Annotated in this window: 10 protein-coding genes; 3 read left to right on the top strand and 7 right to left on the bottom strand. The window is 64.8% G+C overall.

What is annotated here, in order from left to right; all coding sequences use genetic code 11:
* Positions 1 to 3: 3 nt before the first annotated feature.
* The 7 genes from CYJ07_RS01600 to leuC all read right to left on the bottom strand — a co-directional run bounded on the left by CYJ07_RS01600 (position 4) and on the right by leuC (position 9,064).
* Positions 4 to 645, bottom strand: a complete 642-nt coding sequence (locus CYJ07_RS01600) for a phosphoribosylanthranilate isomerase (RefSeq protein WP_104202031.1) — start codon at positions 643 to 645, stop codon at positions 4 to 6.
* 5 nt (positions 646 to 650) lie between these two features.
* Positions 651 to 1,592 (bottom strand): tRNA pseudouridine(38-40) synthase TruA, encoded by a 942-nt coding sequence (truA, locus tag CYJ07_RS01595; protein ID WP_104201910.1) that lies wholly within the window; start codon positions 1,590 to 1,592, stop codon positions 651 to 653.
* Between the two features lie 7 nt (positions 1,593 to 1,599).
* Positions 1,600 to 4,278: a type IV pilus assembly protein FimV gene (locus tag CYJ07_RS01590; RefSeq protein WP_104201909.1), complete on the bottom strand. Its 2,679-nt coding sequence runs from the start codon at positions 4,276 to 4,278 to the stop codon at positions 1,600 to 1,602.
* 207 nt (positions 4,279 to 4,485) lie between these two features.
* Complete coding sequence (gene asd, locus CYJ07_RS01585; RefSeq protein ID WP_104201908.1) at positions 4,486 to 5,598, bottom strand: aspartate-semialdehyde dehydrogenase; 1,113 nt, start codon at positions 5,596 to 5,598, stop codon at positions 4,486 to 4,488.
* Positions 5,599 to 5,704: 106 nt separating this feature from the next.
* Positions 5,705 to 6,784 carry a 3-isopropylmalate dehydrogenase gene (leuB, locus tag CYJ07_RS01580; RefSeq protein WP_104201907.1) on the bottom strand — a complete coding sequence of 360 codons (1,080 nt, stop codon included), beginning with the start codon at positions 6,782 to 6,784 and terminating at the stop codon, positions 5,705 to 5,707.
* A 177-nt stretch (positions 6,785 to 6,961) separates the two neighbouring features.
* Positions 6,962 to 7,615, bottom strand: coding sequence for a 3-isopropylmalate dehydratase small subunit (leuD, locus tag CYJ07_RS01575; protein ID WP_104201906.1), 654 nt, complete (start codon positions 7,613 to 7,615; stop codon positions 6,962 to 6,964).
* Between the two features lie 3 nt (positions 7,616 to 7,618).
* Complete coding sequence (leuC, locus tag CYJ07_RS01570; RefSeq protein ID WP_104201905.1) at positions 7,619 to 9,064, bottom strand: 3-isopropylmalate dehydratase large subunit; 1,446 nt, start codon at positions 9,062 to 9,064, stop codon at positions 7,619 to 7,621.
* 282 nt (positions 9,065 to 9,346) lie between these two features.
* On the opposite strand from leuC, the gene CYJ07_RS01565 reads away from it, so the two are divergent.
* The 3 genes from CYJ07_RS01565 (at position 9,347) to CYJ07_RS01555 (ending at position 12,703) form a co-directional block, all read left to right on the top strand.
* Positions 9,347 to 10,237, top strand: coding sequence for a LysR family transcriptional regulator (locus tag CYJ07_RS01565; RefSeq protein WP_104201904.1), 891 nt, complete (start codon positions 9,347 to 9,349; stop codon positions 10,235 to 10,237).
* A 96-nt stretch (positions 10,238 to 10,333) separates the two neighbouring features.
* Entirely contained in the window at positions 10,334 to 11,629 is a 1,296-nt protein-coding gene (locus tag CYJ07_RS01560) for a hypothetical protein (RefSeq protein WP_104201903.1), read from the top strand.
* Positions 11,630 to 11,827: 198 nt separating this feature from the next.
* Positions 11,828 to 12,703, top strand: a complete 876-nt coding sequence (locus CYJ07_RS01555) for a hypothetical protein (RefSeq protein ID WP_104201902.1) — start codon at positions 11,828 to 11,830, stop codon at positions 12,701 to 12,703.
* The last annotated feature ends 35 nt before the right edge of the window (positions 12,704 to 12,738 follow it).

Below are 12,738 nucleotides of genomic sequence, written 5' to 3'. Positions count from 1 at the left end.
GGCTCAGCCGCGCGGCCGGTCGGCGGCGCTCACCGCGTGGGCAAACGCCATCAATCGCTGCGGATCCTTGTGGCCGGGCGCAACCTCCACACCGCCGGAGACATCCACCGCGAAGGGTCGTACGCGCGCGATGGCATCGGCCACATTGTCCGACGTCAACCCACCGGCGAGAATAACAGGTTTTGCCAGGCTTGCGGGGATTCGCGACCAGTCGAAGGTTTCGCCGGTACCGCCCGGCAGCCCCGGACGATAGGCATCCAGCAGCAGCGCCTGGGCGCCGTCGTAGGCTTCGGCCGCGGCGTTAAGGTCGATACCGTCACGCATGCGCAGCGCTTTGATCCAGGGTCGCTCGAAACCGCCACAGTACGCCGGCGTCTCGTCGCCGTGGAACTGTAGCAGGTCGAGGTGCCGGCTGGCTCGCAGGATTAGCTCGGGCGAGGCGTCGACGAACAGGCCCACGCGAGTGACGAAGGCGGGCACGTTGGCGGTCAGCACGGAGAGGCGATCCTCGTCAACGTAGCGCCGGCTACCGGGCCAGAGCACGAAGCCGAGCGCGTCGGCACCGGCGGCGATGGCATCGGCCACGTCCCGCTCGCGGGTCAGGCCGCAGAACTTGATGCGGGTACGCCCCGCCGTAGCGGACATCGTCATTAGAGCTTCTCCTCTAGGCTAGGGTCGCTTGCACGCGTCTCGGTCACGGGACGGCCTCGACGGAATTCGACCATGGGGCAGGCCGGCAGTTCGCGCTCGCCGGTCCATTCGCCGAGGAAGGCCAGCAGATTCGGCCCCAGCGGCTCGCGAGGAAGCCCCCAGGCTTCGTCGTAAAGGGAATCGACGAAGTGCAGCCCACAGGCCGGCGCGGTAACGTCGGAGAGCGTGCGGTCCTTGAGTGCCAGCAGCTCGGCCAGGTAATCGTCGCCACGTTCCCCGCGCCCCACGGTAACCAGCGCACCGGCAATGTTGCGAATCATGTGGTGCAGAAAAGCGTTGCCCTGCACGTCGATCACCACCAACGGCCCGTGCCGATGCACCTCGATGAAATGCAGATGGCGCCAAGGCGTCTTCGACTGGCAGCCGGCGGCACGGAAGCTCGAGAAGTCGTGTTCGCCGACCAGCACCTGGGCGGCACGATGCATGGCCTCGGCATCAAGCGGGTCGCGACACCAGGTGGCGTTGGCCCGCTCCAGCACCGGACGACTCGGCTGATTGAGAATGATGTAGCGATAGCGCCGCGCCAGCGCCTTGAAGCGGGCATGGAAATCATCCGACACCTCGCGCACCCAGCGCACGGCGATGTCCCGCGCCAGATTGGCGTTGACCCCGAATACCCAGGCCTTCTGCGAGCGAGGCGCCGGCGCGTCGAAATGCACGATCTGGCGAGTGGCGTGCACCCCGGAGTCGGTGCGCCCGCTGGCATGCACCGTCACCGGCCGGCTGGCCACCTTGGACAGCGCCCGCTCCAGTTCGGCCTGGATCGAGGGGGCGTGCTTCAGGCGCTGCCAGCCACAGTAGGCGCTGCCGTCGTATTCCACCCCCAGCGCCAGGCGGCCGTTCAGGGGGTGGCGATCATCGAGGGGTCGAAACAGGGTCATGACGCCATCAGAGTCGGTAGTGGGTGATCAGATCCTGAGCCTGGTCACGCAGTCGCGGATCGCCGTCGCCAGCCAGCCGCCGCAGCACCGGGCGAGCTCGCTCCGGCTCGCCGTCCTCGAGCAGACGCCGGGCCCGATCAAGTTCCCGCTGCCGTTCGTCCTGGTCAGGAAGCCCATCATTATCCGGGTCCAGCGGCGGAAAGGCCACCTCCTCCACCTCCCACTCGGGTTCGGACACCGTCTCGTCACGCTCCCGATCGTCTTCAGACGGGAAGTCTGCAAGCGTAAAGTCGACACTGGGCTGCATCGGCGTCTCCACTCGCTGTGGCGGCTCGGGGTCGAGAGAGGGAGGCTGGTAATCGATCACATCCCACTCCACCGCTCCGGCCTGGTCGGGCGGCGCCAGCCCCGTGCCCTCTTCGGCCGTCAGGCTCGGTGAGCCGCGGAGCGCCTCTTCCTCGGAGGAATCGCCCTCCTCCCCGGATGGATCGGCCCCGGCCGTGAGTTCTGTCTTTCGCTCGCCGGTGTCGTCGCTCGATGCGTCGATCGCTACCCCGTCAAGAGGCGTCTCGCCCCGGGAGAACTCGCTCGCCGGTCGCGTCTCGGCCTGAAGCGGCGCGGCTTCGCTTGCATGCTCGCCCTCCGCCACGTGTACGCTGGCGATGTCGGCAGGCGTCGTCTCGGCCGAGTACGCCTCGGCAGGCATGTCGCCTTCCTCGACCGGAAGCGTGTCGTCGTTCAGCTCGGCCTCACCCGCCGGCATGGCATCCGGCTCGCTCCCACCCTTGTCTTCGCCGGCGCCGGCACGCGCCGCCTGGCGCCGAGCCATCAGCCGGCCGGCTTCGGCCAACAAGGTGGAATCGCCCGCTTCAGCCAACTTCTGCACCTCCCGCTCGGCGGCTTCCCAGTGACCTTGCTCCACCTGCACCTTGAGTAGCTTGAGGCGTAGGTCGTGACGCTCCGGCTCATGCTCGAGGCCGGCTTCCAGCAATTCCCTTGCCTGGTCGTAGCGCCCGTAGGCCATGAAGATGTCCGCCTCGCTGATGGCTTCGGCCTGAGGCATCGCGACGCGCTCCGGCGACGCCTCCTCGGGCTTTGCGCTGTCGACGGTCATGCTTGCGGCCATGGGAGGCATCGACGTGCCGGCCGTCGGCATGGCGATGGCGGAAGGTGGCATGCCGTGCACCACGCTGGGCATGGAGGAGAAGTCTTTTGATGACGCAGCCTCCCGCTGACGGCGGCGGCGCACCCATAGCCACAGACCGAGCAGCGCAGCGAGCCCCGCCCCTCCCAGTATCAGGTTACGGTCGAGCCTGCCCGGATACAGCGCCCCCCACCAGGGCTCGGCTTCGGGGCGAGGTGCCTGGGTCACGACGCTTTCCGGGCCGACGTCTTCCTCGGCACCCGCTCCGTCGGCCAGTAGCGCAGTCAGCTGGTCACGCATGGCATCGACCTCGCCGCGCAGTGCGCTCAGCTCCCGCTCCATGGCATCGCGCTCAGCCTTGACCTCCTCGAGTGCCGCCTGATTCTCCTGCCATTGCCGTGCGAGCCGGTCGAGCCCCGGATCGCTTCGTCCCAGCGTTAGATTGCCGGCACCCAACGTCGCCAGGACGCGGGCATCGAGTCGGGGACCGCTCCCTTGCGCCGAGAGTCCTTCGCTGGCCACGTTTCGGGCAACCTCGGCAGCCAACTCGGCATCGCTCAACAAGGTCAGGCGTGGCGGCTCGGCGTTCGAAACGGGTGCTTCGGCGCCCTCCTCCGACGCAGCCGGGGTCGTCTCGACTGCAGCCGCCTCAGGTGATGGCGTCTCGGGGACAATCGCCTGAGCCGCCTGGACCGCCGCCGTTTCGATGGGCGCGCTTGCCGGTAAGCCCAGCGGTACACGAGCGGGGGGGCCACTGCCTCGATTGGCCCAGACCTGGTTCATGGCCTGGACGATACGTTCGGCTTCCGCGGGGGAACGTGAGGCAATGGCATCGCGGGATGGCACCGCCAGGGCATGCCCAGCTCTCATGGCATTGATGTTGCCAGAGGGAAAGACCTCGGGATTGGCTTCGACCAGCGCCACCATCATCTGGTCCATGCTGATATCGCTGTCGGGCCGCAGTCGGCTCGCCACCGACCACAGCGTATCGCCACTACCGACCCAAGCGGGCTCGCCGCGCCCGCTCGGCAGCGGCTGACGCACGGCCGTCCCGTCTTCGGCCGCTGTCGCGACCTCGGTCGCGTCACGCTCGCTCACCGCGCGACGCGAGGCGGCCGTGCCGTCGACCAGCACCGGCAATTGATCGTAGTTGGGTGGGTCAACCAGCAGGGTGAGTTCGCGAAACTGGCGGCCATCCGGCCAGTCGAAGCGCAGCAGCAGATCCATCCATGGCTCGCGAACCACTCGCTCGCTGGCGAGCTTGACCACCCATTGCCCTTGATGCACTTCGACATCGGCACGCACGCTGGCCGCGAGTGGTGTGCGGGCCAGCCCGGCGGATTCGAACTCTCGCGTATCGGCGACACTCACCTTGAGCCGCTCGGGGTCGAGCCCCGCGGTGTCGGTAAGCGGAACGACGGCCCGCAGCGGTGCGTTGAGCGTGGAGCGCACGTCGGCCTCACCCACGCCGAGTGCCAGCGCCAGCGGCGAACCTGCTGCCGATAGCGACAGAAGCATGGCAATGGTCAGCTTGCGTCTCATTGAGTTCCCTTGCGTTGCCGTTATGCAGCCAGTCGATCCGGTGGTATCGAAATGGATGAGAGGCCTTATCGGAAATATGTATCACAAATCTAGTATGACGCGCCCGCCCCTGGCCGCAGCGGCAGGCGTGACGCTGTGCCCGTGTCCCGGATACGAAAGCGGGGCACCTCCCGAAGGAGATGCCCCGCCGTCACCGCTCGCGGTGGATCACTGTTCGCGCAGGATCTTCAACATACGCTTGAGTGGTTCGGCAGCCCCCCACAGCAGCTGATCGCCGGCCGTGAAGGCCGAGAGGTACTCCCCACCCATGCGCATCTTGCGCAGGCGCCCCACCGGGACGCTCAAGGTGCCGGTGACCACCGATGGCGTCAGCCCGGCGATGGTGGCCTCCTTGTCGTTGGGGATTACCTTGACCCACTCGTTGTGCTTGGCGATGCGCTCCTCGATCTCATCTATCGGCACATCCTTCTTCAACTTGATGGTGAAGGCTTGGCTGTGAGAGCGCATGGCACCGATGCGAACGCAGAGACCGTCGATGGGCACCGGATTGTCCTGCAGACCGAGGATCTTGTTGGTCTCGACACTGCCCTTCCACTCTTCGCGACTCTGGCCGTTGTCCAGCTTGGTGTCGATCCAGGGCAGCAGGCTGCCTGCCAGCGGTGCCGTGAAGTTCTCGATCGGGAAGTCACCGCCACGCATGGCCTGCGTGACCCTGCGATCGACATCGAGAATGGCACTGGCGGGATCGTCCAGCTCATCGGCTACGCTGTCGCGCAGCGCACCCATCTGCAGGAGCAGCTCGCGCATATGCTTGGCGCCGGAACCGGAAGCGGCCTGATAGGTCATGGAAGTCATCCATTCGATCAGGTCGGCCTCGAACAGCCCACCCAGGCCCATCAGCATCAAACTGACCGTACAGTTGCCGCCGACGAAGGTCTTGGCACCGCGCGCCAGCTGGTCGTCGATGACACGACGATTGACCGGGTCGAGCACGATGGTCGCCTCGTCCTCCATGCGCAGGGTGCTGGCGGCGTCGATCCAGTAGCCCTTCCAGCCGCTACCGCGCAGATCCCCGTAGACCTGCTTGGTGTAGTCGCCGCCCTGGCAGGTGATCACGACGTCCAGAGCCTTGAGCTCGTCGAGGTCAGTGGCATCCTTGAGCGGAGGAACGTCCACGCCGATGTCCGGGCCGGGCTTGCCGACCTGGGAGGTAGTGAAGAAGATCGGCTCGATGCCGTCGAAATCACCATCCTCCTGCATGCGCTGCATGAGCACCGAGCCCACCATGCCGCGCCAACCGACGAAACCGACTTTCAACATGTGAAGTCCTCCTGGAGAGAATGAGGCCAATAGTATACATGACCCGTGCCCACCTCGCAGGCGAGCCCGGGCCCGGGGCAACGACGCTCCTTGGTAGGGACGGCGGTCAGGCCGCCTCGAAGGCCGCCAGCACGGCATCCCCCATTTCGCGGGTGGAGACGGTGCGGGTCCCCTCGGAGGCAATGTCAGCGGTCCGCAGGCCGTCGTCCAACACTTTCCCTACGGCTTGCTCGATGCGCTGGGCGAGTTCGGGCTCGGTGAGCGAATAGCGCAGCATCATCGCCACCGAGAGAATGGTGGCCAGCGGGTTGGCGACGTTCTTCCCGGCGATGTCCGGCGCGCTGCCGTGACACGGCTCGTACATGCCCTGGCCACTCTCGTTGAGCGAGGCGGAGGGCAGCATGCCGATGGAGCCGGTGAGCATCGCCGCGGCGTCGGACAGGATGTCGCCGAACATGTTGCCGGTGACCATCACGTCGAACTGCTTGGGTGCGCGTACCAGCTGCATGGCGGCGTTGTCGACGTACATGTGGGAGAGCTCGACGTCGGGATACTCCGGCGCCAGGCGCTCCATCACCTCGCGCCACAGGATGGTGACCTCGAGCACGTTGGCCTTGTCGACGCTACACAGGCGCTTGCCGCGCTTTTGCGCCAGCTCGAAGGCGACCCGGCCGATGCGCTCGATCTCGCTCTCGGAGTAGACATAGGTATTGAAGCCAACGCGCTGTCCGTCGCGCACTTCGATGCCACGGGGCTGGCCAAAGTAGATGCCGCCGGTCAGCTCGCGCACGATCATGATGTCGAGCCCTGCGACCAGCTCGGGCTTGAGGCTGGAAGCGGAAGCCAACTGCGGGTAGGTGATGGCCGGGCGCAGGTTACTGAACAGGCCGAGGTTCTTGCGCAGACCGAGCAGCCCCTTCTCGGGCCGCTTGGCAAGATCCTCGAGCTTGTCCCACTTGGGTCCGCCCACGGCACCGAGCAGAATGGCATCCGCCGCCTTGGCCTTGTCCAGCGTCACGCCGGGCAGCGGCTCGCCGTGCTCGTCATAGGCGGCGCCGCCAACCAGTGCCTCATCCACTTCAACATCCAGGCCGCGGGCCTGGCAGGCGGTCAGGATGCGGCTCGCCTGGGCAGTGATCTCGGGGCCGATGCCGTCACCAGGCAGTACCAGAATCTTGCGTGTCATCGTAACGTCCTTGATTGACTGCCGTCAGTCGTCAAGCGGAGCGCCGAGGGCAGGCCGGAGAGGAGGTCATTTGCCATGGATGGCAAATGTAGCGCCCAGGGATGGGTTCACAGCGCCTCCTCGCAGGCCTGCCGCCGGTTCAGCCCCGCACCGCCGACGGATGTAAAGTAAGAGCGATCAGGCCTGGGCGGTATCGCGGAACAGCCACGGCCGCTCGGCGCGATGGCGCTGCTCGAAGGCACGAATGGCATCCTCGTCCTGCAGCGTGAGACCGATGTCGTCGAGCCCCTCGAGCAGGCAGTGCTTGCGGAAGGCATCGACCTCGAACTCGAGAATCTCACCACTCGGCGTGATTACCCGCTGACTCTCCAAGTCCACGTCGAGGCGATAGCCTTCGCTGGCCTCCACCTCGCGGAAAAGACGATCTACCGTCTCCTCCGGAAGGGTGATCAGCAGCAGACCGTTCTTGAAGGCATTGTTGTAGAAGATGTCGGCAAAGCTCGGCGCGATCACCGCGCGGAAGCCGAAGTCCTCTAGCGCCCAGGGGGCGTGCTCACGAGAGCTGCCGCAGCCGAAGTTGCGCCGAGCAAGCAAGACGCTGGCGCCCTGGTAACGCGGCTGGTTGAGCACGAAGTCTGGATTGAGCGGACGCTTCGAGCAATCCTGGCCGGGCTGGCCCTCGTCGAGGTAGCGCAGCTCGTCGAACAGGTTGACGCCGAAGCCGGTGCGCTTGATCGACTTCAAGAACTGTTTCGGGATGATCAGGTCGGTGTCGACGTTGGCCCGATCGAGCGGGGCGACGAGCCCTTCGGTACGTTCGAACTTTCGCATGGCTCAGGCCTCCTCTGCGACGGGCTGGGCGCCGAAACTACGGACATCGACGAAGTGACCGGCAATAGCGGCGGCGGCGGCCATGGCCGGACTGACCAGGTGGGTGCGCCCACCGTAGCCTTGGCGGCCCTCGAAGTTGCGATTCGAGGTGGAGGCGCAATGCTCGCCGGCACCGAGCTTGTCGGCGTTCATCGCCAGGCACATGGAACAGCCCGGCTCCCGCCACTCGAAGCCCGCCTCGATGAAGATCTGGTCGAGCCCCTCGGCCTCGGCCTGGCGCTTCACCAGGCCGGAACCCGGCACCACCATGGCGAGCTTGATGGAGTCGGCGACCTTCTTGCCGCGCGCCACTTTCGCCGCTTCGCGCAGGTCCTCGATGCGCGAGTTGGTGCACGAGCCGATGAATACCTTGTCGAGGCGAATGTCGCTGATCTTCTGCTTCGGCGCGAGCCCCATGTACTCCAGCGCCCGGGCGTAGCCGCGGCGCACGGTATCGTCGTCGGTCTCGGCCGGGTCGGGTACCTCGCCCGAGATGCCGGTGACCATCTCGGGGCTGGTGCCCCAGCTCACCTGCGGCTCGATCTCGGCGGCGTCCAGCGTCACCACCTTGTCGAACACGGCGTCCGGGTCGGAGACCAGGTTGCGCCAGTCGGCCACCGCGGCTTGCCACTGCTCGCCCCGGGGCGCGAAGGGGCGCTCGGCGAGGTAGTCGATTGTGGTGTCGTCCACGGCGATCAGGCCGACGCGGGCGCCGGCCTCGATGGCCATGTTGCACATCGTCATGCGGCCTTCCATGGAAAGCTCGCGGATGACGCTGCCGGCGAATTCGATGGCGTAGCCGGTGCCCCCGGCAGTACCGATCCTGCCGATGATGGCCAACACCACATCCTTGGCGGTGACGCCGGCGCCGAGCTTGCCCTCGACGCGCACCTGCATGTTCTTCATCTTCTGCGCCAGCAGACACTGGGTGGCGAGCACGTGCTCCACCTCGGAAGTGCCGATGCCATGGGCTAGCGCGGCGAAGGCGCCATGGGTAGCGGTGTGGGAATCGCCGCACACCACGGTCATGCCCGGCAGGGTGGCGCCCTGCTCCGGCCCCACCACGTGGACGATACCCTGGCGCGGGTCGTTGATCTTGAACTCCTCGATGCCGAACTCGACGCAGTTGTCGTCGAGCGTCTGCACCTGGATCAGCGACACAGGGTCCTTGATGCCGGCGTTGCCCTCGGCGCGCTCCTTGAGCGTGGTCGGCACGTTGTGGTCCGGCGTGGCCAGGTTGGCGTCGAGCCGCCATGGCTTGCGCCCGGCCAGGCGCAGGCCCTCGAAGGCCTGCGGCGAGGTCACTTCATGCAGCAGTTGGCGGTCGATGTAGATCAGTGCGGTACCGTCGTCGCGCTCCTTTACCAGGTGCTGCGACCACAGCTTGTCATAAAGCGTCTGGCCTGCCATGTCGTTCTCCCGGGCTCTGGGGGCCCTTTGCCTGTCCGGTCCGAGTTGTCGCAGTTGCGTCTCTCGTTGCCTGCGACGCGGCTCTCCGTCGGCAGGTCTCGCGGAGATGCTATAAACCCATCCCTGTACGCTACATTTGCCATCCATTGGCAAATGACCTCCGCTATGACCTGCCCCCGGCGCCGCTCAGTGCAGTTTTCTTGACCAAGTCTTGCGCGGCTCGCCCATAAAAGCAATTCATGTTATTTATTCATTGGATTCCATAAAGGAATACAACGAACAATGGACACACAAAGCCTGCAAGCCTTCCTTGCCGTGGCCGACTGCGGCAGCTTTTCACGCGCCGCCGAGCAGCTCTATCTGACCCAGCCAGCGGTTTCCAAGCGCATCGCCACGCTAGAAACGCAGATCGACGCGCGGCTATTCGACCGCATCGGCCGCCGCGTCACGCTGACCGAGGCCGGGCAGGTGCTGCTGCCCCGCGCCCGACAGATTCTGGTGATGGTCGACGACAGCCGCCGCGCCCTGACCAACCTCGAGGGCAAGGTCGCCGGCAGCCTGACGCTCGCGACCAGCCATCACATCGGCCTGCACCGCCTGCCGCCACTGCTAAAAGCTTACACCCACGCACACCCAGAGGTGCGCCTGGATCTCCGTTTCCTCGACTCGGAGCAGGCCTATCAGGGAGTATTAGACGGCGAGCTCGAAATGGCCGTGGTGACCCTGGCCCCGCACCCGGACCCGCAACTCGACGTGGTGCCGGTGTGGGACGATCGAATGTGCTTCGTTTGCGCCCACGATCATTCGCTGGCGAGTCGCGCGCGCCTTACGCTACACGAGCTGTGCGACTTCGATGCCGTACTGCCCGGCCCCTTGACCTTTACCCGCACCTTGATCGAGTCGCGCTTCGCCGCTGCCGGCCTTACGCTACCCGTGGCACTTTCCACCAATTACCTAGAGACGCTCAAGATGATGACGGCGATAGGCCTGGGTTGGAGCCTGCTGCCGGAGCGGCTGGTAGCCGGCGAACTGCACGAGCTGGACGTGGACCATCCCATTATTCATCGCTCCTTGGGCTATCTGGTGCACCGTAGCCGTACTCTGTCGAATGCCGCGCGGGCGATGCTGGCACTGCTGGAAAAGGCGCGTGACTTGGCGAGTCGCCGCGCATGAGGAAATATTGTTAGACTGCTTACAAAACACCTCGATCCGGAGCCCGACGTCATCGCCCCCTCGCCCGACTCGCCATCGTCCTCCACACGCCACACCCTGGCTGGCGTGCTGATACTGATCGGCCTGGTGCTTCAGATTCTCGGCTTCGCCGGGCTGACACCGCTGCCAAACGGCGTCGGCTACGCACTGTGGCTGGCCACCCTGTTGCTGTGGTGCGATATTCCCCCCCGCACCCGCTGGCAGGCCGGCGCGCTGGCGGCACTCGGCCTTGGGTTGCTGATCCTGGCGCGGTGGCGCTACGACGCCGATGTCACCTGGCCGTCGATCACCAGCGGCAATACCTACGTAGTGGCAATGCTGGTCGGAGTGAGCTTCATCGGCCTGATCGGCAACCGCAGCGGTTCCAAGCGTCCTCTCGGCCGGCCGATAACCGGACTGCGAGGCACTACGGGTACCTGGCTCGGCGTACACCTGCTCGGCACCATCCTCAACCTGTCGACGGTGTTCATGATCGGCGACCGACTTGCCCGCCGCGGCCCGCTGACCAGCCCGCAGTTGCTGGCACTCAACCGCGGCCTCTCCAGCGCCGCGCTGTGGTCGCCTTTCTTCGCCTCGATGGGGGTGGTAATGACGCTGGCCCCAGCCATGGATTATTCCCGCATCCTGATCGTCGGCCTGCCATTGGCCCTGCTCAGCGGCCTGTTGACCACACTGGAGTTGTCGCGGCGCTTCGACCTCAGCGACGTGGCGGGCTTCTCACTATCGCCCCGTAGCTTGCTGATGCCGGTCGCGATGGCCGTGCTGGTCATGCTGTTTCACTTTCGGCTCACCCCCGAGCTCGGCATCGTCAGCATCATCACCTTCCTGCTGCCGGCAGTGGCCCTCGTCACCAACCTACCCGCCGGGCCTCGCTGGACTCTGCGTCGCGTACGCCAGCATACGCTGACGCGGTTGCCGGCCATGCGCGGCGAAATTGCGCTCTTCCTCTCGGCAGGCCTGCTCACCCTGGGACTGTCCACGCTCGTCTCCTCCGCGACGGGCAGCGAGTGGACTCTGTTCGTTCACTTCGGCCCTGTTCAGGCCGTAATGAGTTTCCTGGCGATTGTTGCCAGTGCCGTGGTCGGCCTTCATCCCATTATCGGCGTCTCGGTACTCGCCTCGATGCTCGATCTCTCTGGTAACGAACCGACCCTGTTCGCTTTTACCGGCCTGGCCTCGTGGGCGGTAGGCACTTCGGTGGGCCCCCTTTCGGGCATCAATCTGTCGCTGCAAGGGCGCTACGGTGTCAGCGGTTATCGCATGATGCGGCACAATCTGATTTATGCCGCGACGATGACTGCACTGGTGGTAGTCATCATTCTTTTCAACGAGACCTGGGCGCTATTCGCATGACAATCGTGACCCTGAGCTATCAGAAATCACACGCCGCAATAGCAGATCACTCCGTCCCGCCTCTTTGACACTCGCCAGCGCATTTCATGCGACACAGCGAAGAATTTCAGGAGGAACGCCTCGCCCCGCCATGTAACACTACGTGACGAATTACAGGCGCAACACTCTTCGCTGGGAACGCACTTTCTTGAGGCGCTCATGATCGGGTATCACTATTTTCGTAACAACGGTTTTCTCTGGCGCAAACATCTTGGCGCCCTGATGCCTTTGTCGATGCCACACCGAAACCCTGGACTTCGCCAATCTCAGGCCATGGCGCTGCTGGCCAAGCATTTTGCTTACTTGATCCGCTGGGAGTCCGATTTTGATAGCGACACGCGCACGGAGTGGTGGCATGTCATCAAGTCGGAGCCCGAGGAGTTACAGCATCTCAGCGCCAACACCCGCAGCAAGGTTCGCAGAGGCGAGCGGCAGTTTCTCATCGAGCCGGTGATTCGAGATGTAATCCTGGAGGAGGGGCATGCCGTTTACTGCAAGGCTTATCAGCGCTACGACACCTTCGAGAGCATGATGTCGAGGCCCGACTTCGTCAGAGCGATTCTCGACCTGCCGACGGAGACCGAATTCTGGGCCGTCCGCGACCGGAAAAGCGGGAAGATGGAAGCTTTCAGCGAGAACCTCGTCATGGATGGAGCCTGTTTCTATCTCTCCATCTGGGTAACGCCCGACTCTCTGAAGCGATACGCATCCTACGCTTTGATCCATCACATGAACCGGCACTACCTCAACGTGCGAGGACTCGCCTATGTCTCGGATGGCGCCAGAAACATCAGCCACGAAACCGGCATACACGATTTCCTCATCGAGCGCTTCGGGTTTCGCAGGGCTTACGCAAGGTTGCATATCGCCTACTTCCCGCTGCTGACTCCGGTGATTCATGCACTCTTTCCCTTTCGTCGACGAATAGGCCAGGCCCGAGGAAAGGTATGGAAGAAAATAACCGTGCTGCTGGAACAGGAAGCCATACGGCGCTCCTTCCGGATCCATCGAGACACACGGACGGTAACCGGCTGACCTCTTGCTTCCCCTGTTCCAGACCGGCAGTACGA

Source organism: Billgrantia saliphila (assembly GCF_002930105.1).
GTDB classification, from domain to species: Bacteria; Pseudomonadota; Gammaproteobacteria; order Pseudomonadales; family Halomonadaceae; genus Halomonas; species Halomonas saliphila.
This window is presented reverse-complemented; position numbering and strand designations above follow the sequence as displayed.

What these genes read in the sequence shown, in the direction of transcription:
- CYJ07_RS01600 (WP_104202031.1), bottom strand. Translation starts at nt 645, where the DNA reads ATGTCCGCTACGGCGGGGCGTACCCGCATCAAGTTCTGCGGCCTGACC.
- truA (WP_104201910.1), bottom strand. Translation starts at nt 1,592, where the DNA reads ATGACCCTGTTTCGACCCCTCGATGATCGCCACCCCCTGAACGGCCGC.
- CYJ07_RS01590 (WP_104201909.1), bottom strand. Translation starts at nt 4,278, where the DNA reads ATGAGACGCAAGCTGACCATTGCCATGCTTCTGTCGCTATCGGCAGCA.
- asd (WP_104201908.1), bottom strand. Translation starts at nt 5,598, where the DNA reads ATGTTGAAAGTCGGTTTCGTCGGTTGGCGCGGCATGGTGGGCTCGGTG.
- leuB (WP_104201907.1), bottom strand. Translation starts at nt 6,784, where the DNA reads ATGACACGCAAGATTCTGGTACTGCCTGGTGACGGCATCGGCCCCGAG.
- leuD (WP_104201906.1), bottom strand. Translation starts at nt 7,615, where the DNA reads ATGCGAAAGTTCGAACGTACCGAAGGGCTCGTCGCCCCGCTCGATCGG.
- leuC (WP_104201905.1), bottom strand. Translation starts at nt 9,064, where the DNA reads ATGGCAGGCCAGACGCTTTATGACAAGCTGTGGTCGCAGCACCTGGTA.
- CYJ07_RS01565 (WP_104201904.1), top strand. Translation starts at nt 9,347, where the DNA reads ATGGACACACAAAGCCTGCAAGCCTTCCTTGCCGTGGCCGACTGCGGC.
- CYJ07_RS01555 (WP_104201902.1), top strand. Translation starts at nt 11,828, where the DNA reads ATGATCGGGTATCACTATTTTCGTAACAACGGTTTTCTCTGGCGCAAA.